The 25,072-nt window shown below is 50.2% G+C and carries 18 protein-coding genes; 2 read left to right on the forward strand and 16 right to left on the reverse strand.

Annotated elements, in window-relative coordinates; all coding sequences use genetic code 11:
• Positions 1 to 513: 513 nt before the first annotated feature.
• The 11 genes from ltrA to PRIO_RS37230 all read right to left on the reverse strand — a co-directional run bounded on the left by ltrA (position 514) and on the right by PRIO_RS37230 (position 13,969).
• On the reverse strand, positions 514 to 1,806 hold the full coding sequence (gene ltrA / locus PRIO_RS25635) for a group II intron reverse transcriptase/maturase (RefSeq protein WP_020425999.1): 1,293 nt from the start codon (positions 1,804 to 1,806) through the stop codon (positions 514 to 516).
• Positions 1,807 to 2,582: 776 nt separating this feature from the next.
• Positions 2,583 to 4,829: an Ig-like domain-containing protein gene (locus PRIO_RS25640; protein ID WP_020428141.1), complete on the reverse strand. Its 2,247-nt coding sequence runs from the start codon at positions 4,827 to 4,829 to the stop codon at positions 2,583 to 2,585.
• 384 nt (positions 4,830 to 5,213) lie between these two features.
• On the reverse strand, positions 5,214 to 5,651 hold the full coding sequence (locus tag PRIO_RS25645; RefSeq protein ID WP_020428140.1) for an NUDIX hydrolase: 438 nt from the start codon (positions 5,649 to 5,651) through the stop codon (positions 5,214 to 5,216).
• A gap of 185 nt (positions 5,652 to 5,836) precedes the next feature.
• Complete coding sequence (gene mtaB / locus PRIO_RS25650) at positions 5,837 to 7,180, reverse strand: tRNA (N(6)-L-threonylcarbamoyladenosine(37)-C(2))-methylthiotransferase MtaB (RefSeq protein ID WP_020428139.1); 1,344 nt, start codon at positions 7,178 to 7,180, stop codon at positions 5,837 to 5,839.
• Complete coding sequence (locus tag PRIO_RS25655) at positions 7,168 to 7,947, reverse strand: RsmE family RNA methyltransferase (protein ID WP_020428138.1); 780 nt, start codon at positions 7,945 to 7,947, stop codon at positions 7,168 to 7,170. The genes mtaB and PRIO_RS25655 overlap by 13 nt, the downstream gene beginning before the upstream one ends.
• Positions 7,948 to 8,094: 147 nt before the next feature.
• The gene (locus PRIO_RS25660) at positions 8,095 to 8,787 is read right to left on the reverse strand and encodes a site-2 protease family protein (protein ID WP_039832739.1); all 693 of its coding nucleotides are present in this window, start codon (positions 8,785 to 8,787) and stop codon (positions 8,095 to 8,097) included.
• A gap of 2 nt (positions 8,788 to 8,789) precedes the next feature.
• Positions 8,790 to 9,851 (reverse strand): 50S ribosomal protein L11 methyltransferase, encoded by a 1,062-nt coding sequence (prmA, locus tag PRIO_RS25665; RefSeq protein ID WP_020428136.1) that lies wholly within the window; start codon positions 9,849 to 9,851, stop codon positions 8,790 to 8,792.
• An 84-nt stretch (positions 9,852 to 9,935) separates the two neighbouring features.
• Complete coding sequence (locus PRIO_RS25670) at positions 9,936 to 10,514, reverse strand: DNA-3-methyladenine glycosylase I (RefSeq protein ID WP_020428135.1); 579 nt, start codon at positions 10,512 to 10,514, stop codon at positions 9,936 to 9,938.
• A gap of 194 nt (positions 10,515 to 10,708) precedes the next feature.
• Complete coding sequence (locus PRIO_RS25675; protein WP_020428134.1) at positions 10,709 to 12,367, reverse strand: DUF4179 domain-containing protein; 1,659 nt, start codon at positions 12,365 to 12,367, stop codon at positions 10,709 to 10,711.
• Positions 12,327 to 12,890 carry an RNA polymerase sigma factor gene (locus tag PRIO_RS25680; RefSeq protein WP_020428133.1) on the reverse strand — a complete coding sequence of 188 codons (564 nt, stop codon included), beginning with the start codon at positions 12,888 to 12,890 and terminating at the stop codon, positions 12,327 to 12,329. The genes PRIO_RS25675 and PRIO_RS25680 overlap by 41 nt, the downstream gene beginning before the upstream one ends.
• A gap of 167 nt (positions 12,891 to 13,057) precedes the next feature.
• A complete protein-coding gene (locus PRIO_RS37230; protein ID WP_020428132.1) occupies positions 13,058 to 13,969 on the reverse strand; it encodes a methyl-accepting chemotaxis protein in 912 nt (303 codons plus the stop codon).
• A 262-nt stretch (positions 13,970 to 14,231) separates the two neighbouring features.
• Here PRIO_RS37230 and PRIO_RS25690 point away from each other — a divergent pair, with 262 nt between their 5' ends.
• On the forward strand, positions 14,232 to 16,310 hold the full coding sequence (locus tag PRIO_RS25690; RefSeq protein WP_046505323.1) for an S-layer homology domain-containing protein: 2,079 nt from the start codon (positions 14,232 to 14,234) through the stop codon (positions 16,308 to 16,310).
• Positions 16,311 to 16,422: 112 nt separating this feature from the next.
• On the opposite strand, the gene PRIO_RS25695 is transcribed toward PRIO_RS25690, so the two are convergent.
• The 4 genes from PRIO_RS25695 to PRIO_RS25715 form a co-directional block, all read right to left on the reverse strand.
• Positions 16,423 to 17,238: a DUF2935 domain-containing protein gene (locus tag PRIO_RS25695; RefSeq protein WP_020428130.1), complete on the reverse strand. Its 816-nt coding sequence runs from the start codon at positions 17,236 to 17,238 to the stop codon at positions 16,423 to 16,425.
• A gap of 514 nt (positions 17,239 to 17,752) precedes the next feature.
• Positions 17,753 to 18,127 (reverse strand): hypothetical protein, encoded by a 375-nt coding sequence (locus PRIO_RS25705; protein ID WP_020428129.1) that lies wholly within the window; start codon positions 18,125 to 18,127, stop codon positions 17,753 to 17,755.
• 237 nt (positions 18,128 to 18,364) lie between these two features.
• Entirely contained in the window at positions 18,365 to 18,544 is a 180-nt protein-coding gene (locus tag PRIO_RS25710) for a YfhD family protein (protein ID WP_020428128.1), read from the reverse strand.
• Between the two features lie 50 nt (positions 18,545 to 18,594).
• Complete coding sequence (locus PRIO_RS25715; protein WP_020428127.1) at positions 18,595 to 18,966, reverse strand: hypothetical protein; 372 nt, start codon at positions 18,964 to 18,966, stop codon at positions 18,595 to 18,597.
• 656 nt (positions 18,967 to 19,622) lie between these two features.
• Here PRIO_RS25715 and PRIO_RS37235 point away from each other — a divergent pair.
• Positions 19,623 to 23,738 (forward strand): S8 family serine peptidase, encoded by a 4,116-nt coding sequence (locus tag PRIO_RS37235; RefSeq protein WP_039787870.1) that lies wholly within the window; start codon positions 19,623 to 19,625, stop codon positions 23,736 to 23,738.
• Between the two features lie 205 nt (positions 23,739 to 23,943).
• Here the strand turns inward: PRIO_RS37235 and dnaJ are convergent, their stop codons facing one another.
• Positions 23,944 to 25,065, reverse strand: a complete 1,122-nt coding sequence (gene dnaJ, locus PRIO_RS25725; protein ID WP_020428125.1) for a molecular chaperone DnaJ — start codon at positions 25,063 to 25,065, stop codon at positions 23,944 to 23,946.
• Positions 25,066 to 25,072: the final 7 nt, after the last annotated feature.

Here is a 25,072-nt window from a genome sequence, read left to right on the forward strand (position 1 = left end):
GAACGACTCCCCATGAATCCTACAGCAACTCTTTAAGTGGAAAAAGGTTAACTAATTTGCCGGAGTACCCTATCATCGATAGTCCTAAGTGGAAAAAGGGACACTAATTCAGCTCATTTCGCCTTTGGACCAGAAATGTGGCCCAATTAAGTTTACTTTTTCCACTTCACTCTCAGGATTTCTTAAGTTTCGGAAAAATAAGTTCCCTTTTTCCAACTTGCATCCGCGAAGAAGCCGGTAAGCAAGTGCTAGTTGGAATTAGGATATCTAGACCGACTCCCCCCCTCAGAACTCAGCCTTCGCCGTCTCAGCAACGGTATTTCTGCCGTTGCTCGTTACAAATTCAGCCAAAGTATTTATTCTACAACTTTAAGCATATTCTTATCCACAATGTGGAAGTAATCATTGTTTCTAGAGTAAAGGGCTGGTGCAACCCAGCCCCTCCTCATCAAACCGTACGTGAGGTTTTCCCTCATACGGCTTTCCGATGTTCGTCATTCATGGGCATGCAGATTACAATAGCGTTTTTAGTCCATATTGGATGGTCAAATATTTAACTTCTGACCTGGACCTCATCCATCTCCCGCGTTGTCTCTTCTTCGCGTACCACCGGGTTAATCTTTGCAAAATATACCAATCCAGTTTCGCTAATCTCTTTTGGCTGTAGTTCGTGTAGTAATAATTTCTCCATCCTTGAATCTTTGGATTGAGCCATTCCACCTGTTCCGCCAACGTTCTTGAGCGCATGCTCGGAGGGGCTAATCTTTCTTTGACCACGCCTCGGATGCGCTCCTCTGCCTTTTTCGTTAGCCATTGCTGTGTGGTGTAATATACCTTCCCTTGGGAAGTTTCTGCTTTCGTTTTTCGATGGTGCATTCCTAAAAAGTCGAATCCTTCGTCTCCTGTCCACAGGCCTACAATGCGGGTTTTGGTCGGATGTAGAGTTAACTCCAGACGTTCCATGATTCTGCTTATGAGCTCATAGGCATGTTCGGCGTCCTTTTTCGTTTTACAGACTACGACGAAATCGTCTGCATACCTGGTCAGTTCCCCCAATCCACTTCCGTGTTTCTCCCATAGCCGGTCAAAGTAGTTCAAGTAGATATTCGCCAACAGCGGTGAGATGACGCCACCTTGTGGTGTCCCTAAATCGGAACGCCTCACGTTTCCTTCTTCCATAACTCCCGCCTGAAGCCATTTCCGTATTAACTTCAAGATTCTCCTGTCATTGATACGCATCTGTACCAGTTTCATGAGCTTCTCTTGATTAATGTTGTCGAAGTAACCTTGGATATCGACGTCGACTACCCAATTTCCTTTGCGGTTGCAGGCTTTCCGGATTCGTTCCAGCGCTCCTTTCGCACTTCGCTTCGGGCGAAATCCGAAGGATACTTCTTCGAAGTCTGCTTCGAAGATGGGCTCAATCACGAGTTTGGTTGCCATCTGTATGACTCGGTCGCGCACGGTGGGTATGCCCAGCGGCCTTGGCTTCCCGTCTTTCTTTGGGATATAGTGCCGCCGCACAGGCTGCGGATGGTAGCTGCCTTCTTTCAATTCTCGCTCACAGGTCTTAAGGAAGTTCGTTTCTCCTCGTTCCTCGATGTCTGCGAGCGTCACGGCATCTACTCCTGCTGCTCCCTTATTCGCTTTCACCCGTTTCCAGGCTTCACACAGCACATCCGGGCGGTAGACCTTGTCATACAGCGCATGAAATTTACGCTTCTTGTTCTCCTTGGCCGCATGACCTAGCTTTTCTTGGAGTTCTTGAACTTTTTCCTTTGGTGTCGTTAGCCCTTTGGCATTCACTCACTCGTACCTCCTCCAAAAGCATAAACAAAGCAGGGCTCCTTCCCTCCCTAAGGTTATGTTGTCCTTAGGTTCTTCGGTATTATGAGCCCCTCGGACTCCCTTCCCACAGACGGTTCATTTCATCTTTTGGACTTATAGAGCGTCTCTTTACGGGTTTCTAAAAAAAAAATTCCTCCCGTGTGGGGGAGGGTCTCCCCAGTTCACTGCGTCTTCTTTCCTTCCATGCCGATCCCCATACGCCGGAGGATTCTTCACTGCCGTTCCAAGTTCTCTGCAGCTTCCGTGGTCTTCACCCGTATAGGCGAGGCTCGACTTCCTCTCTCCCCCCTTGCGGGGCCTTTGTGACGACGCGGCAGGATTCACTTCATGTTACGGCCTAGCAGGTTGCTCGCCCTGTCTCTGACCGGACTTTTGTCGATGCGCTTCTACGCACAGATTTCGCCGTACGCAGGCATCCCAGCTACACGGGGGCTTGGCCCCTCCCGTGACCGGACTTTCACCGGCTAGAAGATACGTGCTTTCTGGGCACGCCCTATACTATTAAATTAGGGGTAAGCTTCGCTTCCCCCAAAACATATAAATTCTTATCTTTGCACAAAATCACCCTGGCGGGTGAATAACAGCCCGGAGCTTATGAGCACAGCAATTTCTTCACCGTTCCAAAATCGACGGGTGCACGTAAGCGACGAAAAAACCCGCCACCCCCTTAAAGGCGGGTCTGCGGGTCTGCGAAATTTCTTGTGAATGATTCACCGATTGAACGGAGAATCCGTTTATTTCACGGTAACAGATACCGTTACCGTTTTGTTATTGTATTTGCCCTTGATTGAGGTTGTGCCTTTACCGACAGCAGTGATGATTCCGGAAGCGCTGATCTTGGCTACGGAAGGCTTGGAGCTTGTCCATACCGTGCTTCCTGTGACCGTGGCTGTATTGCCGGTATCATACAGAGCAGTTACCACTACCCCTTGCGAAGCGCCCGGTGCCAGCTTCAGTCTGGTTTCGCTGACCGTAAGCTTGGTCAGCTTAGGCACAACTGTAATCTTGACCGTTGCCGTAATTCCCTGGTAGGACCCCGTCAGTGTCGCTGTACCTTCGTCAACCGCTTTTACCGAAGTTCCTCTAACTGTAGCCACTGCTGTATTGGAGGACTCCCAGTTCATAGCGCCGGAGAAATTCGCTGTTCTGCCGTTCGAGAAGGTTCCTGTCACTTTGATCGATTTGGAGGCTTTAATGTTCATTTCAAGCACGCTTGGCTCTACCAGCAGCTTCACAACCTTCTGCTCAATAGTTACCGGAATGCTGATGGTCTTATTGGAATACGTACCTTTCAGAGTCGCCGAGCCTTTGGATAATCCCTTCATTGTCTTGCCGGCGGCTGTCTGTTTGACCACTGCATTGCTGCCGCTGAACTCCCATTTAATCGTCGGGGTGACATCCAGCTCATCCCCGTTCTCCAGCACCGCCTTAACCCCAGGCAGCGGCTTCTCTTCGCCAATGACCAGACTCTGCGGATCTTCAGGCCCGATCAACACAAGCACTTTATTCAGAACCGTCACTTTCAGTTCCACACTTTTACTGCGGATGGCCGAAGGGGATGCTGCAACAGTGCTATTCTTGATCTTACCGGTAAGGGTAACCGTGCCTGCCTTGCCGCCGACAAGCTTGCCGTCCTTGATCCGGACGATCTCTTCATCGGCGGAAGTCCACTCGATTTGATCACTAATCTCAAGCTTGGTGCCGTCATACTTTGTTCCGGTTACTTTTGGCAGACTCTCGGAGTCCGCCGTAAAGAGCTCCTGCTCGGTTTTATCTGCAGTTAATTCAGTAAGGGTCGGCAATACCGTAAGCTTGAATGACTTGCTGACACCGAGATACTCCCCTTTGATCACTGTAGTCCCGACTGCCTTGGCCATTACGGTAGCTGCGGCATCTTCTGAAGCCACAGCATCGGCTGTCACTGTCGCTGCCAGCTGATTGTCAGAGCTCCAGACCGTACGTACAGATTGATTTTGGGACGAATTCACGGCATCCCGGACGAAAGACTTAACCCTAAGGCTTTCCCCAAGAAAAAGAGTCTGATCGCCCTCAGGGTTCAGCAGCAACGCCTCATATGGCGCACGCACATAGATATCTACTGATTTGGAAACCCCGAGATAGCTCGCTGTAATAACAGCCTTGCCTGTTCCTTCTATTGTAATTTTACCGGCATCTACCTTGGCAATGCTCTCATTGGAGGTTGTCCAGTTTGCATCCGCAGCAATATCCTTTTCCGGGCTGCTTTCGGTTGCTTTGGTCATTGCGGACAATTGCACAGGTGAGTCGCCGACCAGCAGTTCCATTTCCTTGACGGCAGTGTCTTTCGCCTTATCCTTCAGCACAATGGCTGAATACGGGAGCTGCACCACGGCTTTGAAAGTGGCAGTCAACCCTTTGTATTTGGCTGTAATTGTCGACTTCCCTTCACCCACAAGGGTGATTTTGCCATCCTCAATCGTAAGTACATTCGGATTGGAGCTGGTCCAGTCCGCATCGGCTGACACATCTTTTACAGAAGTGGCTGATTCTCCGCCAACGACTTTGGCTTTGACCTGCAGAGACTCTTCACTGTCGCCGAGTTTATAGTTGCCATCGGAGCTGCGCTCCAATGTCAATTCCTTGAAGGGATGAGTTACGGATACCTCAAGCGTAGCGATCGCATTGTTGTACGTTGCTGTAATCATCGCAGTACCAGTGTTTACCGCTGTTAGCAGTCCGTTGGCTACTTTGACAACATTCGTATTGGAAGACGTCCAGATGGCTGCAGCCGTGATATCCCTTTTGGAAGAAGACCCCTCCAGGCTGGCATAGACCTTAAGCTGCTTGGGTGTCTGTCCAACGGTAAGCTCTACTTTTGCGGAGCTGTCGAATTCAATGGAATTGAGGTCGCCAGTAGCTGCAAAGACGTTTACCGGAAAAACTGCAAAAGTCAGCAATATCATAATGAGGATCATTTTCGTCATTTTCCTGTACACAGTCATTGTTTCTCTCCTTAGGCATTAAAATTGTCGGTGCTCATTTTTCCACACTCTTCCACCTATATCGACAATTACGGCCTGAGTGTTTACCCTATTTCCAAATTTTTTTCAGCAGCGGCCAAATTCGGGACTTTCTAACTATATAAGTTGAACTTTAGTTTTACATTGTGGGGTATGGTCGTAACTGCGGGGAATGTTTGGACTTCCAGCCGCTGTATGTCCCCAGATTTCTTGATTGGAACCGCCTTTTGCGGTTGAAATCCGGTGACTGATTATGCTTCCGATGCGAGCTTTCCTACGGAAAGCTTTCAGGCGGACGCTACCGCTCTTCCAGTTCCAAACTTCCCCTCCGCACTTTTACCCTTTTGTTAGCTTTTCAAGTTCGCTTTATATAGACGTCTTCACTCCCAGCAGCGATAAAGCTTTGCGCAGAACCTGGATATTATTCGAGTACGAGTTGCCTGTTCCCCGTATCCAGGCAGCCGCCGGATCATGCCATTCCACAGCGTTTATCTCCTCGGTCTGCGCCTTAGTCTCACCGCCTACAGACTCCACCAGAAAATAATGAACCTCCTTATTCACTAAGCCGTGAACCGGATGCTGAAACGTATATTTAATCACATCAATCGGCGCTTTGATTGCCCCGACTGTCCCTGTCTCCTCACGGATTTCGCGCAATGCGGTTTCCTCCACAGTTTCCCCCTGCTCCATCTTGCCTTTGGGCAGCGCAATTCTGCCGTACCGGTCTACAATGAGCTGAACCTCCAGACCGTCCGCCCCTTGCCGGTAGACCACTCCGCCCGCTGAAATCTGCTTATATGCCATCTTCATCCTCCTAAAAGTTTTGCCTGTGTTGCATCATTGATTTACTTCGGGCAAAACTTGCTTCGTAAGCCTATGCTCTTCTTGAATATATTACCCTAATAACAAAATAGCCCCACAATGTGGGGCGTTTCGTAAAACCACGCAGCGAAGTGGAAAAAGTTATACCAAAGATTGTGGACGAAGCCCTACTGCACAATCTGGCGGAGCCCGCTCCGGTTCACGCTGACCAGCTCACCACGGCATTCGTTCACTCCCGCTTCCGTAATCTTCACCTGGCAGAGCTCTCCCTGCAGGGAGTCATCGCCGTTGAAGAATACCTGCAGATAGTTATCGCTGAAGCCGTGCTGTATGCTGCGGCCGGGAGCATTTTTGGCCGATCTCTCGGCAATGACGGATACCGTTTTGCCAACGAACCTGCGGGCATAGGCCAGCTGCATTTCTTCGGAGAGGTCAATCAGCTGCTGAACGCGGGCATTCTTGATGTCCTCATCCACCTGGTTCAGCATCCGTGCTGCAGGAGTCCCTGTACGCTTGGAATACGGGAATACATGCATCTCCGAGTAGTTGACCGCCTTCATGAAATCGTAGCCGGCGCGGAACATTTCCTCGGTTTCACCCGGGAAACCGACAATAACGTCCGTCGTGATGCCTACATCCGGCATCGCCTGCCGGATCAGCTCCATTTTGGCGTAATACTCTTCTGTCGTATATTTGCGGCGCATCGCCTTCAGCACTTCGTTATGTCCGGCCTGCAGCGGAATATGCAGATGACGGCACATTTTGGAGCTGCGGTTCAGCACGTCCAGCAGCTTCCCGTCAATCTGGCTGGCTTCAATCGAGCTGATGCGCACCCGTTCCAGCCCGTCTACCTGATCCAGCTCCCACAGCAGATCGGCAAGCCGGTAATTCTCCAGATCATCCCCGTAGCCTCCGGTATGAATACCGGTCAGGACAAATTCCTTGTATCCGGCTTCCACCAATTGATACGCCTGGGCAACAATCGACTTCGGATCACGGCTGCGCGACAGTCCGCGCGACCAGGGAATGATGCAGAAGGTGCAGAAGTTGTTGCAGCCATCCTGGATTTTCATAAAAGCCCGCGTCCGGTCGGCAAAGCCCGGCACATCCAGCTCTTCAAACTCCCGTGTCTTCATAATGTTGCGGACAGCATTCACCGGCTGGCGGGATTCCTGGATGTTCTTCACATGGGTCATGATATGCTCGCGGTCCTGGTTCCCGATCACGAGGTCAACCCCCGGAATATCTAGAATCTCACCAGGCGAGGTCTGTGCATAGCAGCCCGTTACAGCCACAATCGCCTCCGGATTGCGGCGCACGGCGCGGCGGATCATTTGGCGGCTTTTTTTGTCGCCGGTGTTGGTTACTGTACAGGTGTTGATCAAATAGACATCGGCGGGCCCTTCGAAGTCAACCTGCTCGTAACCTTCATTTTTGAAAAGCTGCCAGATGGCTTCAGTGTCGTAGAAATTCACTTTACAACCTAAAGTATAAAATGCTACGGATGGCATTGTTCAAGCTCCCCCATTTCTCCGGATTCATATAAAATACAGGCTGCGGCTACCATGCCTGCCGTCTCGCAGCGCAAAATGCGCCGTCCAAGCCCGACCGACACCGCCCCGGCCTCTTCAGCCGCACGGCATTCCTCCGGACTGAAGCCGCCCTCAGGGCCGACTACGACCATAACCTTCCCTGTTGACTGCGGCGGCAGGGCGGACAACCAGGGAGCAGCCGCGCTGCGGAGCTGCAGGCCTTCTTCTTTTTCATAACAAAAATACACAGCGTCATACCCGCTGAAGCTCTTCAGCAGCAGTTTCCAGCTGAGCGGCGAGTGCACTTCCGGAACGATGTTCCGGTGTGCCTGCTCGGCGGCCTCTTTGCAGATTTTGCGCCAGCGCTCCAGCCGTTTGCTCTCCTTGCGCTCGTCATACTGCACAATCGTACGCTCCGAGAGAAAAGGAACGAAGGCTACCGCGCCGATTTCGGTACATTTTTGAATCACCGTCTCCAGCTTGTCTCCTTTGGGCAGACTCTGGGCCACTGTGATTTTGATCCGCGGCTCATGCGTCATATCCAGCAGTTCCAGGATATTTACGGTCACTTCACCGGGTTCAATCCCGGCAATCTCCACCAGCGCCTCCCGGGAGACTCCGTCGCTGACGATCAGCTTGTCCCCGGCCTTGCCGCGCATAACCTTGGCGATATGCCGGGCATCCTCCCCGCTGATCATTACCGTGTCCGGATGAAACTGCTCCGGTGTTACAAAATAACGCTGCATCTACTCATCATCCTGTCCCTTGTTCAGCATTAAAGCGGCAGCGTTCCTGCTTCCCAGGTTCCCTGCCGCCGCTCTGCACACATCAATTCCCCGCTAAAAATACCACGTTACATCATACAACGTTTGATTTGCTGTGAACAGTCCCCGTTACAGCTTTCCATATCCAAACAGGCTAAGAAACATATTAATGAAATCATTTGCTATTTGCAGGGACCAGGAATTCAATGGCCCGATCGTATAAGCGCTTAATCCGGGAATAAAGACAATAAGCAAAAAGATAAAGACCGTCCACTGCTCATACTGCTGCAGCTTGCCGCGGATCGGCCGCGGTGCGATATCCTCTACAATCCGGTAGCCGTCCAGAGGCGGCAGCGGAATCAGATTAAACAAGAACAAGAAGAAATTGAACGGAATGAACATGCCGAAGAACCAGTAAACTGCTCTTAACAATTGTTCATTGGCAATGGAATCCATTACCCCCGTTGCATAAAGTGCAGCATAGATCAGCGCACCGATAATCCCCAGCAAAAAATTGCTGAGCGGTCCGGCTGCGGACACAATAACCCCCATCAGCCGGGGCCGGCTGAAGTTGTCGCGGTTCACCGGAACCGGACGTGCCCAGCCGAATCCGGCAATGAGCAGCAGGATTATACCGAACAGATCAAAGTGAACGGCCGGGTTCAGCGTCATGCGGCCAAGCAGCCTAGCTGTCGGATCGCCGAACTTATTGGCAAAGTACGCGTGGGCGAACTCATGCACAGTAAATGCGATCACAATCGTAATCAGAAAAAACGGAAGCTGCTGCAGGGGATATACTAGAATTCGATCAAGTGAATCCATCTTTACCTCTTTCCGGCTGTAAACGCCACCCAGTCTTCTTCACGGGATACTTCCATAATCTCAAAACCGGAAGACACCAGCGCTTTCGCCACGACCTCTTCCTTATCCTTATAAATACCGGAGGTAATATAGATTCCACCCGGCTGCAGGGCACGGTAGACATCATCCGTGAACAGTACAATAATCTCCGCTAAAATATTGGCGACCACAATCTTCACCGGGAGAGTAACGCCATACGCCGCTTCGCCCGCCAAACCGGATGAATCCACCCCGGTATCCACCGGATGGCCAGGTCTGGCCGAAGGCCACATCTCACCGGCCGCCGTATCCAGCGCCCGTTCGCCGCCGCCCAGCAGCGACAGAAGGTCGCTTTCCTTAACGGCAATCTTATCCTGCAGCCGGTTCAGCGCCACATTCTCGCGCGCACTGTTCACTGCCACCGGGTCCAGATCCAGCGCCAGCACCGACTTTGCCCCCAGCAGAACTGCACCTACGGCAAGGATGCCGGAGCCCGTGCCAACGTCGATCACCTCTTCGCCGCCTTCGATATGCTGCTCCAATGCGCGCAGGCACAGCGCCGTGGTCGGATGGGTTCCGGTTCCGAAAGCCATGCCGGGATCAAGTTCAATAATCTTTTCAGCAGCGTCTACAGGGGTGTATTCTTCCCAGGTCGGCTTAATCGTCAGCCTGTCTGATACACGCAGCGGCTTGAAATACTGCTTCCAGGCATGCGCCCAATCCTCCTCATCCACCGTTTTCCAGGAAATCAGCGCCTTGCCGGGATCAATCCCGAACCCGCGCAGCTCTGCAACTCTCGGAGCAAGTTCTTCTATAATATCATCCATGGAGACAGCTTCGGCAAAATAGCCTTTAATCACAGCTTCCCCTTCAGGGATATCATTGAGCGGTTCGTCGTATAATTCACCGTAACGGGTGTCCCGTGCTTTGTTCAGCGTCCCCGATTCCTCAATGGAAACACCGCCTGCTCCGGCTTCATACAGCAGATTGGATATCATCTCCTGTGCTTCTTCTGTTGTATGTACCGTCAGTTCGTGCCATAACATGTGTGTGGGTCCTCCTAAAAGTTTTGTAACCATTGAACATTTAACAGTATACCATTTCTTGCCCGGGTAGCGCCAAACTGCCCCTCAGTTCCCCGAACCCTGTTGACTGCTGCGGCAAAAGCAATCCGCCGTATGGTCATCCACCATGCCGGACGCCTGCATAAACGCATAGCATATGGTGGAGCCGACAAACTTCATCCCCTTTTTCTTCAGCGCCTTGCTCATCTGGTCAGACTGCGGACTTGTAGCCGGAACCTCGGATCTTGTCTTCCACTGGTTAATCACCGGCTTTCCGCCCGTAAAACTCCAGAGGTAATTTGCAAAACCGCCCGCTTCCCGGCTAATCTCCTGAAACACTACAGCATTTTGAATGACCGCTTGAATCTTCAGCCGGTTGCGGATAATTCCCGTGTCCTGCATTAAAGCTTCGATTTTGGCTTCGTCATACAGCACAATCTTCCCGGGGTCGAATCCGTCGAACACTTCACGGAAGTGCTCCCGTTTTTTCAAAACCGTATACCAGCTCAGCCCGGCCTGCATGCCCTCCAGCATCAGCAGCTCGAACAGCTTTCGGTCGTCGTACAGGGGCTTGCCCCATTCCTCATCATGATAAGCAATATACAGCGGGTCTTCATTGACCCAGTCACAGCGTGTAATCTGCAAAATTAGGCTCTCTCCTTTTTCAGCTATATGCCACAGAATCAAATTAATAATACCAGTTCAAAACCCTCCCTTACCATACGCACGCAGCAGGGATTCGTGGCAAAATAAAGAGGCGTCCGCACCCGTCATGGGTTCTGGACACCTCCAAGCTTTTAAAAAACGGTTTCTTCCTTATCCTAATCTTCACTGAGAATTTAAGGCTGCAGCTGGACCCGCGTCTCTTTATCGGGATCGTCAGTCGTGTAATAGTACATATAGACAGAAGCCTCTGTGTCTTTGAAGTCCTTATAGACATCAATGGATTTATTGTTCCCGTCCCCGCTGAAACCGGGGGTTACAGGTCTGCCGGGAAGATTGTCGTAGCTCTCGCCCAGATGGGTCTGGTTGATCCCGCCAAAATGAGGGTCTTCACTGCCCGTTTCGACGTACAGATCTTTTCCCTGCATGTAATACGTCCACTTCACCGGATAACCGCCAACTTCGCGGATCAAGGTCTGCTTCTCCGTGGATATATTCGTTAAAAGTGTCGGGGCTTTATCTTCGGTATGAATCGTGACTTTATATTTGCCGACAAAAGTAATCGGCGTGCTCTCGTTAACCAACAATCCTGGAGGACGCTCAAAACGAAGATTAAGCAGCTTGGAGTCCTCCTTGGAATATCCAAAGTATCTCCCCTCAAGCGTTTTGCCGCTTACTTCTAAATAATATTTTTGATACGGCATCTGCCGTCTGAAGCTTTTGCCCTCAGTTCTTATCGAGAGACGGATTTGCGTGGGAGTAACCGACAATTTCTCAATGGTGTTATCAGTGTCGCCCGTCTCCAGCGGAAGCTTCAGCGCCTGTATATGCGTTCCGCTTTCCATCTGTTTTTTACTTAATTCCAGCTCAAAGTTCCATGGCCCGAAAATGTTCTGTTCCTGCTTAGTGTACTCCAGCTTGAAGGTCGTCTGCCCAGCAGCAATATCGTCTGTCTTTAAATACTGATTCATCTTGTATTCCCCGTGCTCTCCCGGTTCACCGAAAGTGCCGCCAGACAAATCTTTTACCCTGGTTGTGCCGTTGTAGGCAACAATCTGCGGAAATATCCCTTTCGGGTTCATAGGATCATCGAATGTAACCGCCGAGGAGAGCAGCAGCTTGTCTTTGCTTTGGGCAAAGGGCCGGATTTCCACTTTTTTCATGCCTTCCTTGCCTATTGGAAAGCTCTGCATCTCCAGAGACCCGATATCCAGCGGAATCTCCAGATCCTGCGTGCTTGTGGCTGTCACCGCTTCTGCTGTCAAGGTTACCTGCTCTGTATCCTGCCCGGGTACCCAGTCACTTTCGAAATAGCCGTTGTAACGCTGGTTCTCCTCATCCCATTGCTCATAGTTATACTCATTATCCGTCTCCTTCGTCCCCTGTAAGGTCATTCCTTTTACATGCCAAAAATCGGTGCTTACATGTTTTCCGACATCCAGACTATAAAGAATGACCGTGCGGTTCTCATCCACAACGGCTGTCTGAAGCGTAAGCGTTACCCCGTCCTTCGTTATGGATTGACCCAGCCTCTGTCCCAGGTTCTGGTCCAATGCCGTCTGAATTCCCTCTTTGCTGCTTAAAAGGTTGCCCCAATTATAATGAATCGCTGCATATACAGGAGCCGCAACCACCAGCACACTAAGCGAGGCAGCCGCAGCAATTTTGCTCCAGCTTCGGGTCCGGCGGGAGCCCGCAGATGTGCTGCTGCCCCGCAGCCCGGAAGAACTGCGCTCTGCTTGTTCTATGCGTGTCCACATTTCCTCGAAATCGGGATATTTGACAGCTTTATCTTCATTTAATTGATGCTTGAGTGCATGCTCCAGCTTGTTCATAGTGTTCTCCTTTCCATTCCTGTTCCGGGATTCCAGTTTCCAGCAGCACATTCTTCATCAGCTTCAGACCCTTATGCAGCCTTGATTTGGCCGTTCCGAGCGGAATGGACAGGGCCTCAGATACTTCAGCCAGGCTGAAGTCATGCATGTACCTTAAGGTCAGCACCGCCCGGATTTTCACCGGGAGCCGCGAGAGATGGATCATCCACTCCCGGGAGGTTTCCTTTTGCTCAATTAATCCTTCCACTGTGTTCACCACACTTTTCCCTTGAAAAAAATGAAGATTCGCCGCCACCTTCTGCTGCAGGCTCCGCCGCCGCTTCAAATGATTCAGACAGGTATTTACCGTGATCTTCATCATCCAGGACTTGAGATATTCGACACTCTGCCAGTTGCTGCGAAAAACCGTAATGAAAATTTCCTGGCACAGATCCTCGGCATCCGCCGCATCATGCACCATGTAATAGCAGGTCCGGTACACATCCTTATTGTAGGTTTCGAACAATTCCCGATTGTTCTCCAATTGTCGCCCTCCTCTCTTGTTCAGGTATCTATATAACAACTGAAGCTCGAAAAAGGTTCATTTCAGAAGTCTTGCTCAAGAAAAAAGCAGCATGGCCTCCTTTCGTTAAAGGGCCCACGCTGCCTATGTAGGATTCAAAACCCGTATTTAAGTACTTTGCGGAAGCATCAGATGATATCCAGCACTTCACGCGCTTGATTGTCCAGCTGCTGGGCGGAGGCGGCAATCTCTGTAAACTCGCGGAGAGCTACTTCAATCTGCCGCTGGCTTTCTTCCACTGTACCCTGGACCTGGTCCATTCCTGTAGACATTCTGCCGATCTCCTCTGTGATCCCCTTGACGCTCTCCCGTACCTCGCTGATGGAATCCTGCACCATGGCCGACAGCTTCCGGACCTCCTTGGCCACCACATCAAATCCCCGGCCGAATTCTCCGGCGTGAGCCGCTTCAATCGCAGCATTGAGAGCCAGCAGGTGAGTCTGTGAGGCAATATCACGGATCGTTTGCACCACGCCTTGAATATCCCCGGCTTTACTCTGCAGATTGGCCAGCGTCAGGCTGTTCTCACTGGAGACCCCGGCAATTTTGTCAATGCTCAGCAGCAGCTCCCGGCTCCGGCCAATGCCTTGTTCCGCGCGCTGATTCAGGCTGTCGGCCATCTGCTGCATCCGTTCCACCAGATTGCTCATGTTAGTTTGTCTGTTGGTAATATTGGTAGCAACCTTCGTCACACCAATGATCTGCTTGTCCGCCTCATCAAAAATAGGCATATAAGTAGCTTCCAGCCAAACCGAACCGCCCTCCGAGTCCATCCGCTCAATTTTATCCTGAAAGCTTTTGCCGGCAAGCAGGTCCTGCCAGAAAATTTCATAGTCCGGACTGTTCGCAAATGCCGGGAAACAGAAATCCCGGTGCTGCATCCCATACATATCCTCTGATCTGTATTTCATTGTACTGGCGAACACCTCATTGACATAAGCCACTCTGCGGTCAAGAGTGAAGCGGATCAGGGCCAGATTTTTCTCCAAGGCTTTTACAACGAGGGCATCTGTAACTTCCTGGGCTAATACATTGTCCATCTGTGATTTCTCCCCGTAAACTCAATTTTAAATAACTGCGGTTCGCCTGTTATCATCATCAGGCTATATTCCATATTAACGGTAAATTCGACCGATTGGTTTACAAAAGTAAGAATATTCTCTAACTAAAACCCGATCAGCCGAAACTTTTGTCTATCATTGTCGAAATTTGTTTAGAGTTTGTTTAGAGCCATCTGATAAAGTGATTTCACTTACTAATTTATTTCTACTACTTTATTTCTACTACTGAGGAGGATGCTTTTTGAACAAACAACAGATTGCACGTTCTTTGCTGGCCATCACGCTTTTGGCGGCCCCTCTGGCATCGCCAAAGGCGAATGCCGCAGCCCTGTTCTCTGATATCAACAACTCCTATGCAAAAGAAGCCATATTGGAGCTGCTTGATAAAGGCATCATCAGCGGAATTGGGGACAACAGGTTTGATCCCGCAGGCCAGCTTAAACGGCAGGATTTTGCGGTTATTCTGGCAAAAGCGCTAAGCCTCGATACCACAACTGTACCTTCCGTTCCCACATTCACCGATGTGCCTAAGAACAGTTATGCCTACAATGCTGTAGAGGCTGTCTATCAGGCCGGATGGATTAATGGTCCGGGAAATGGCCGGTTCGCCGCCGGCAGCCCGCTGTCCAGACAGGATATGATCGTAATTTTTGTAAGGGCTCTGGGTATTGAGGCTTCGGACAAAAGCTCCTTCCTGCCCTTTGCCGACAGCGCAAAAATCGCCGATTATGCCAAGGCTTCAGTTGCTGCCGCACTAGAATATGGCCTCATCCAGGGAGAGGGCGGTAATTTATTCAACCCGGCCGCAAATGCGGACCGCCAAAGCGTAGCCCTGGTTGCCTCCAAGTTCATTAAGGTCAAAGAGGCGGCTGCAACTCCTGCACCCCAAGCTACGCCTACTGTGACTGCGACACCAACCGTTACAGCTTCACCACAGCCGACCGCCACTCCTTCCACAGTGTATACATCTGTTTATTATCCGGAGCAGACCGCCACTCCTTCGCCGGAGCCGACGCCTGTTCCTACACCAGAGCCGACGCCTGTTCCTACGCCGGAGCCGACGCCTGTTCCTACGCCAGAGCCGACGCCTGTTCCTACGCCAGAGCCGACGCCTGTCCCTACACCAGAGCCGACGCCTGTTCCTACACCGGAGCCGACACCTGTTCCTACGCCGGAGCCGACGCCTGTTCCTACGCCGGATACAACAGCGCCTGAAGTTGACGCAGCAAAATTCGCGGCCGTTGACAACTACAACGGAACCTTCGATCAATTATTCGGAGCTGAATCTGCCGTAAGTGAAGAAGGAGCAGTGGTCCAAGCTTATCCATGGAATGACTTTAACGAAAATGGTCTGGTTGACGCGGAAGAGCTTTACACAGCCATGCCACTGGGTGTTAGCCTTGCTGATGGCTCCGTGCCTGCTGCGGACATCGGTGATCTATCAGCCGGATACTATACTGTCCTAATTACCGCTACTGATTCAGAGGGAAATGAATCTTCCAAAGATGCGGAACATGCTTTCAGCTTTTCATTGACCAAAAATGAAGCACCTGATATAACCGCTCCTGAAGTGGATGTGCTCAAGTTTACGGCTGTTGATAACTATAACGGGACGCAGGACCAGCTTACCGGCGCCGCTGCCGCAATTAGTGAACAAGGCGCAGAAGTGAAAGTGTACAGTTGGAATGACGTGAACGAAAACAGTCAGGTTGACGAGGGTGAATTAGGGGCTGCCCTTTCTGTGGGCACAAGCGCTGAAGATGGCTCTGTGGCTGCAGCGAACATCGGTGACCTTCCGGCAGGCAATTATCATTTTGTGATTACAGCCACGGATGCGTCCGGGAACGAATCAGCGAAGGATGCGGAACATGTTATAGAAATCACACTGCAAAAATCGGCAGCTCCGACCCTGCCTTCCCTAATCTACGGATTTGATGGCGGCGGTGGCAGCAAAACGAAGTATTTTACACCTGGAAGCACAGCATCTACGATCCGCTTCGATTTTTTCAGCAGTGAAAAATTCACCAATGCGATTATAGAAGTAACCTTGGAGGGGCTGACCTTCAGCACCAATGATTACTATAACATCAGCGGCTGGGTTCATCCGACCGCAGATCAGATCAGCAATGACGGGCACACACTCACTTTCACGGGTAACGCATCCGGTACTTCAGATATTTCCTTCGAGCTTCAAAGCAAGAAAATTCCCGCCGCTGGAACTTACTTGATTAAATACAGAGCGGATGCTGACGGAACAGGAACAGCCAAAGTATTCTCGGAAGAGCAATATATTACCTTAATTTCCGGTTCTCCGAATTGAGTACAGCTCCAGGGTTCCAAGCGTAAAGAAACCAAAAGTCAGGGGGAGTCCCACGGGTCTGAACATCTCGTATGGGGCTCCCCCGATCTTCATCTGATTAATTTCTGAATGTCTAAAATAAAATTTCCCGCTTGTTCACTTTAACCCCGGATAAGGATTGGTCGAACATATCAAGAATAAAGAGAAAACGCTCGGCTTCGCGGAATACGTGGTCCGCCAACAAAGGATGGATGATGCTTTTTATCCGGCATTCCTCGATCAAGTCACGTGCTGTTTTCTTGAAGTCACGCAACGATTTTACAGAGACCCGGTTTTCGTCCACGAATTGGCTGAGAAGCGGAACCGTCTGGGACTGAGGACGCATGTGGCTCAAATCCACCGCCTGAAACACCAGCTTATCAAAGTCATTGCTGAATTCCCGCGCTTGATCCACCAGTTTCCGTTCCGACGGGTCAAGCAAATGACTGATAAATTTGGCATGATCGGCCATGATCTTCAGGAAAAAGACATTCTCGTCAATAATGGCATCAGGCAGCGGTTCGAGTGTTCCTGAGTTAAGTTCCTCCAAACGGTTACGGAAATAATTAGCCTCCCGGCTCACATGGTCTACCAGCAAAGGGAAGTTGGTTTGTCCCGGAAGCTTGCATTGCAATATAAGGCCGAGCACCTTTCTTTTGAATGCCCAAATGTTAGTAGCCGCAACCCGAACCTCTGTGTTAAAAGCCTGAATGATGTGAGGGTCAGTATCGGGCTGAAATTCATAGGCTCTTCTCTCGATATCTTCAAAAATAGCGTAAAACTGGTTAGCCTCATTCTTAAGCTGCGTATCCTCCGCTCTAAACCCCAGACCCAAAAATAATGAATGCTCCTTCATGATCCTGGACCAAAAGCGTATTTCATCTAGCGACCGGGCAACAAATTCATTCAATTTAATCCCTCCCCGCGGGCATTTTATTCACCTACATCTAAGCATATGGATACTTTTTGTCCCCTATGATCTTTACTCTTACTTGTGTGGGTGATTCTGCGGGCACGATGAGCTTACTTCACGATCGATCCGCAGCCGTTGCGGACAGGAAAGCCGTTACTGATAGAAGATTCGTCTAGTTCAGCAGGACAACGGACATTCAAAATATATAGAGTGAACTTAAGATCTTAACATTAGGGACTTCGGGGGGACTCCGGAGAATGTTTGGACTTCCGGCCGCTGTTGTCTGCAGATTTCTTGATTATAACCCGCTGTTCGCGGTGGAAATCCGCAGACAAAGGCGGACGCTACCGCTCCTCCAGTTCCAAACTTCCCCTCCATCCCTTTTCCCTTTCTTACTTTTTCAAGTTCGCTTTATATATCCACATTTTTTTGCACTGTATAATTTCCTATACAGTAACAAAGAGGACCCTCCGCCCCTCATGGCAGCCGGTCCTCTTTGGCTGAATTTCCTTTACTTTTTTGAGCTATAGTCTCCGATTTTGATGCCCCAGACAGAGTCTTTCTGGTAAGATGCCGTTTCCCTGAGTTCAGGAAGCCGCGGGTCCTGCGGATAATGCTGCTCAAGATATGTGACAAAAGCCCGCCTAATGCCAAATTCCGCTTCCAGCTTATTGAATTCATTCGGATGCTTGTTCATTTCAGTAAGCGCCTTCTCCCACCGGTCCGCGTCGGCGTCCCCGGATTGCCCGCTGCGGACCTTGCCCGTAAGCTCCTGCAGCTCACGATACGCCCGTTTGACTCCCGGGGAGTACACCTGCTTCTGGTTCAAAAAAGTGAGCAGCGCCACAACCAGCGCCAGTCCGACCCATAACATCATGTTATCCATATTTATCCCTCCACTTAGCCTCTCTGCTCAATTATACACGCCCAAGCGTCAGGCAAGCAGAAACTTCAGCTTCTTTTTCCTCCATCAAGAACGGCTTCGGCGGCGGTGAACTTTGATAGGCAGAAATCTCAGCCTTAAGCACAAAAATACCCCACAGGCGTGGGGCGCTTTCATTATATCCACTTTTACATTGACCCGGAAAAATTCAAACCTGACGCATCGATAAGCCTCTTCAGGCTATTCCTTCTTCATAATTTCATGAAGCTGGCGTTTGTCCGCTTCCAGTGAGCGGTCCTGTGCCTCGAGATCATCCTCGTCCGCATCTGCGGCAGAGTAGACTACATCCTCCGCTTTTGCTTCATAGAGCATTTTCATCTTGTCAGTTTTGGAGAAGATTTTTGAGTTTTCTCTGTCCATTTGAGCTCCAGCCTCCATGCTTTATTAATATGAGAAGTTTACTCCAGGCATCAGATCATCCCGCCAGCCTCTTCAATCAGCGATAACGCCTGATCAAAAACCCCCGAATCTAATACAACCGTCAGCAAAATGTCCCGTCCCGTGGGTCCGCCCTCCCCGCCATGGCTCATGCCGCTGGCACTCGCATCCGCAGCTGCCAGAATCCCGGCCGAGCGGGTATCGGGTGTTGAATTAAGCGTCATGGTTGCCAGACTGGGAATATCCCCCGTCAGCGGATTATTGCCGGAATATTGAGCATTGCCCGGATATTTGCTGAAACGGTTAATCGACATATCAATGACCCGGAGTGACTGAAGCTTACGGGATACTGCCTCCGCTTCTTCGGGACTTTTGAAATAAGCCAGTATACTTTTTTCGGACATTTCTACCCCTGCTTTCTTTCTGGAATACCATACACAAATGTGTCTTTGTATTTTGCATTCACGGGGAGAAAATTATGCGCATGGCCATGAAGCGCCATCATCTAAATCTTAATTTGTTTGCAAAAGGACTTGGACCAGCAGGTTTCCGCTGCAATTCTGCCCTAATATGGTACAAAAGTAGTATATAACATTCCGCCGCTAAACTGTAAAATAAATGTAATTTTTAACAGGGAAGTCCACATTTTTACCCTGACATTCAATCTGCCAAAGGAGATGATAAACGCTGAAAACAGCTTCAATCCGTATCACCCGATATCATTTTCCAAATATTTCACACCCCTAATTTATGTCATATTTTATGACTTAAGTCGCAATTTATTTGTTGTTTTTTTGCTTTTCTTTGTTTTTCCTGCCCCCCAAATGTCCTATATCGTATTTATATGTCATATTTTGCTTCATAAAAAAAGAACACTCTCAAAAAACTTTATAAATTTAATGTAGATTTTACATTTTACCGGTGGTAAAATCTTCTTAATATTTTTCCTAGTATATTAGACGGAAATAAAATGGATCAATAGAAAAGGAGAATCCGAACCGCTGTCTGTTGCAGGAGAGATGTGGCCAGAACCAACAACATAACATGGAGGGGATTACATTTGGAGTGGACAAGACTACCTCGTAAGCTGTCTATATTGGCATTGTCACTCGGCGTGACAGCCGGTATGATTCCGGGAGCGGCATTTGCCGCCAGCAGCTTGCAGACACCATCAACCAGCAATCATCTTGCATCTTTGAATCCATCAAACCAGACTTTTATTTCTCCACAGATCAACACCAAATCCTCAATTAATGTTCGTGTCATTGTCCAATTAAGCGGCCAGCCTGCAGCTGTGGGCAAATATGCCGCCAAGCAGGGAATCTCGGCTCTGGCCAAAACAGCTACCGAAGCTGCGGTGAAGAGCCAACAGGCTGATGTGCTTGACCAGGCAGAAGCCAAAGGCATTGACCTGACCGTCAACTACAAGTATGACACTATACTGAACGGTTTCGAAGTCACTGTTCCGGCGGACAAGATTCCGGAGCTGGCTAAGATTTCCGGCGTTACTTCCATTTATCCTAACAGCACCTGGTACGCCCTCCCTGATCAGACAGTTACCGAAACCACTTACAGAAACGACAACGCTCCACTTACGCAAATCCATGCGGATTGGGCCGAAGCTAAGGGATTTAACGGTGCCGGGCTGAAAGTAGGTGTTATCGATACCGGTGTAGACTATAAGCATCCGGACATCGCAGCGGCATACAAAGGCGGCTATGACTCCTTCTATCAGGACAATGATCCTTATGAAGAAGAGCCTTTGACCCCCGCAGAAGACCCATATGGCGTAGGCTATGGCGGAACTTCTCACGGTACACATGTTTCCGGCACCATCATTGGACAATTTGCCGCCAATGGGAATACTGCTCAAAAGGGTGTGGCTCCCGGAGCGGATCTTTATGTTTACAAGGTATTGGGACGCAATCTTGATAAACCAAGCACATCCTCCGGTTCATCCGCTCAAGTTATTGACGGCATCGAGCATGCGGTCAAGGATGGCATGGATGTTATCAACCTGTCCCTGGGTTCTGATTCCGAAAAAGATGTGAACTCCCCGGATTCCATCGCCATTAATAATGCCGTACTTTCAGGCGTAACAGCCGTTATTGCCAATGGCAACAATGGGGAAGCCGGATATTTTTCGCTCGGTTCCCCTGCGGCTTCCCAGCTGGCAATCTCTGTAGGTTCAGTAACCAGCCCTATCGATGCTTACTCTGGCAAATTCAAGGCGGAAATTGCAAACTCGGTAACCTCCGTTACTTATGATACCTATTTTCCGTTCCACATAATGGCATATGAGCTGGAAAAATCCGATTTTGCTAGCGCCGACATTATTGGTACCGATCCTGTCCGGGTCGTTTATGCCAACCTTGGAGCTGATGAAGATTATCCCGAAGGCGATCTCAGCAAGACCATCGTTCTAATATCACGTGGTGATCTCACCTTCCAGGACAAGATAGCGAATGCCAAGGCACATGGAGTCAAGGCACTCGTAATCTTCAACGGTAACGCCAGGAAGGTGGACAATAAGAGTGAAGCTATTCTGGATGAGAGCTATACAGACCGTTCCGGTTTTATCGGAATTAATCTAGGAAATGGATACCAGAATGTTCCAACGTTCGACATTAAAGGCTCGGAAGGCCGTAAGTTGGCCAGAGCGATTATTGCAAATGGAGACAGACCTACTTATTTCACTTTTGGTTCAGAATATCAACATGAAATGACAACAGGCGATACAATGAGCACCTTCTCCTCCTGGGGTCCAAATGTTGATGGCAATCTGAGCATCAAACCGGACATTGTTGCTCCTGGTGACGGAGTGCTGTCCACCTATCCTGCTTATGGCGGAGATTATTCCAAGGCTTATCAACGCAGCAGCGGTACCAGCATGGCTACTCCGCATGTCGCAGGGTTATCCTTGCTGATCAAGCAGGCACATCCGGAATATACACCGTTTGACATTCGTGCCGTTCTGGCCAACACTGCAGATCCTATCTTGTACAATAAGGCTCCGGAAGACCTGTATATTCAAGGTCCTGGACGGGCCAATGTTGAGAATGCAATTTTGACGCCGGCTCTGCTCGAAGCTGTTGAGCCAATTACTATTCTGGACAAAAATTACGTTGCCCAGAGTGTCACCAACTACAACCCTTCAACAGGTTTTGGGGTGTTGACTCCAGGCTCGAAGAGCAGCAAAACGCTGCAGTTAAAGAACCTCAGCAGCAGCGATGTCGCTTACACCGCTTCCGTTAAATGGAACTATGGAGATGGAAAGGTTACTGCTGCATTGGATAAAACAACACTGACAGCTTCCGCACACGGTACAACCGGATTCAATTTGAATGTTGCTGTTGCACCCGACGCTAATCCAGAACAGCCTTATCAAGGTAATGTTATTCTGACAGCCGAAGGACAACCGACGCTGCATCTGCCATTTACGGTCCATGTAAATGATAAGGCTGAACAACCGGATTGGGGCACAGGCATACAGGAGGCAGTGATCAGCCAGCCGATCGTCTACTCCAATGCAAGTGCTGTTCTGAACTACCAACTGAAAGCTAAAGATATTAACTACTATGAAGTAAATCTGGTTGGTCTTGATGATGTCAAGAGAGGTTCCTTCCAGGTATCCACTACGGGTTCACCGGATAAATTCTTTGCACCGGGCAGCTACAGCACGGTTATAGGTGCCACCTACCATCCCTATGACCTCAATGGTGATCCTATCGTTGATGCCAACGGCAACCCGGCAGTAGCAAACATTACGGACGGGGTCTACAAGCTTGAAATTCTCGGTATCACCGCAGAAGACAACACGAAGACGCCGATTAAGATTGATTTGAACAATGACACTTACTACAGCACCTACACCTCATTCCGCTATATAACGGTCTCCAGTGGCGGCAGCGGCGGTGGAGGCGGTGGCGGTGGCGGTACAGTTGTAACGCCTAGCACACCTGTGGTCCCAAGCACAGTTAAATCCCTTGTCGAAGCAGGAGCCCAGCAGGTAACTGTAACGCCTGTAACTTCCTCGAAGAATGGCGTGACAACAGTAACCGTTAGCGACAGCGATCTGAAGACCGCTCTGGCAAAAGCGGCTGCCTCCAAGACAGCGGTTGTGATATCCGTGGGCACTATCACTGACAAAGCTGCTGAACTGAGCCTGACTGCAGATCAAGTGAAACTATTGGCCGGCATTCAAGCTGGCAGCTCGGTCATTGTAAGCATTAGCGGTTCTGCAGTATCCTTGCCGGTATCCCTGCTGGCAGCTTCTCCTGCCGGCCAAAGCCTGAAGCTCGTTATTAAGCAAGAGCCAGACGCCGCAAGCAAGCTGACGGCAAATACTGCCGGTTCAAAAGTAATTGGAACACCAGTATCCTTCGAAGCTTCATGGTCTACAGCTACAAGCAGCACTTACTTGAACGTTCCAAATAATGTTTTCATCAAGAGATCCTTTACAGTACCTGGTGCCATTCAAAACAATACTGCCGGTGTGCTATTTGAGGACAATGGACTGGTTACCCCGGTTGGTTCCGTGTTCACACCTCAGACTGATGGAACCACAATCGTTACCGTAAGCCGTCCAGGCTTCTCAGTATACGCTGCAGTGAGCAAGCCGGCTGCTGCCTTTACGGATATCGCTTCTTCCAAATCGGCCGATGCCATTAAGACTCTGGCCGACAAGCTGATTATCCAAGGCACTTCAGCCACAACATTCTCACCGCAGAGCAATCTGACACGCGCTGAGTTCACAGCACTGTTGACCCGTGCACTCGGTCTGCGCACCGATGCCAATGCAACCTTCTCCGATGTGAAATCATCTGACTGGTATGCCAAAGACGTTGCTGCTGCTTCCAAAGCAGGCCTGATCCTGGGCGTTGGTAAAGGTAAATTTGCTCCAACTCAAAAAGTAACCCGTCAAGAGCTTGCTGTCATTCTGGACAGAGCCCTGAAGCTGACAGGAACAGAACTGAAGGCTGCTAACCCTTCATTCACTACGTACACCGACAGTGCCAAAGTAGCACCTTATGCGAAGGACAGCCTGCAAACCCTGTCCCAAGCTGGCGTCATCGGCAGTGATGTGGGCAACTCCTTCAATCCTACTGCTCCGGCAACACGCGAGACGGCAGCTGCCGCTCTCTTCTCATTGCTGAGCAAAGTTGGGTTGATCTAGTAAGTTAAATAAGCCCAGGGTTTCTCCAGGTTGAACGGAGAAACCCTGGCGCTATACAACACAAAAAGTCCTGAAGCGCATCCGAAGGCTTCAAGACCTATGGTGAATCATTATATCCAGCCAAAAGGCTGTGCGTCCTGAAACAGGATGCACAGCCTTTTGGCTGTAATCTATATTTATTGCCGGATAAGCCTAGGCTCACACATCAGTCTCCGCGGAACGCACGCTTCATGCGGTCAAAGAAGGATTGCTCCTGCTCATGTGTATTCTCTCCGTCATAAGAGGCAAACTGGCGGAGCAGGTCTTTCTGCTCCTCACTGAGCTTGCTTGGCGTCACGACAATCACCCGTACATGCTGATCGCCTGTTCCGGAGCCGCGAAGATGGGGAACACCTTTGCCTTTCAGCCGGAAGAAGGTTCCGGTCTGAGTGCCTGCCGGAATCTTGAGCTTCACTTTTTCCGTCAGTGTCGGAATCTCGATCTCATCGCCAAGTGCCGCCTGGGCAAAGGTCAGAGGAACCTCACACATAATATCATCGTTCTCGCGGACGAAGAAATCATGCGACTTCACACGGATCACAATGTACAGGTCCCCAGGAGGGCCGCCTCGTGTACCGCCTTCGCCTTCGCCGGTCATGCGCAGCTGAGCGCCGTCATCGACTCCGGCCGGGATACGCACATGGATCTTGCGCTGCTTCTTGACTTTCCCTTGACCGCCGCAAGTTGAGCATTTCTCCTTGATGATCTTGCCTGTGCCGGAGCAATGGGAGCAAGGTCTGCGGTTGCGCATCTGTCCAAGCGGTGTATTCTGCACGAATTCCTGTTGGCCGCTGCCGTGGCATACGGAACAGGTTTCCGGTTTGGTTCCAGGCTTGGCACCGGAGCCAAAGCAGGTGTCGCAGGTTTCGGTGCGCGGAATGGTGATATCGGTCTCTTTGCCGAATACCGCTTCCTTGAACTCAATGGTCATGGTGTACTGCAAATCGCCGCCGCGCTGCGGTGCGTTCGGATCACGGCGTCCGCCGCCGCCGAAGAACATATCGAAAATATCGCCAAGCCCGCCAAAGTCTCCGCCGCCGCCAAAGCCGCCGCCCATACCCTGGTTAGGATCAATATGCCCATACTGGTCATACCGCGCGCGCTGCTGGCCATCGCTGAGCACATCGTAGGCTTCCTTCACTTCCTTGAATTTCTCCTCCGCATCGCTGGCCTTATTGACGTCCGGGTGGTACTGGCGCGCCAGCTTGCGGTATGCCTTCTTCACTTCGTCATCTGATGCATTTCTGCTAAGCCCTAGAATCTCATAATAATCGCGTTTTTCTGCCACTGCTTTC

Source organism: Paenibacillus riograndensis SBR5 (assembly GCF_000981585.1).
Taxonomy (GTDB): domain Bacteria; phylum Bacillota; class Bacilli; order Paenibacillales; family Paenibacillaceae; genus Paenibacillus_AQ; species Paenibacillus_AQ riograndensis.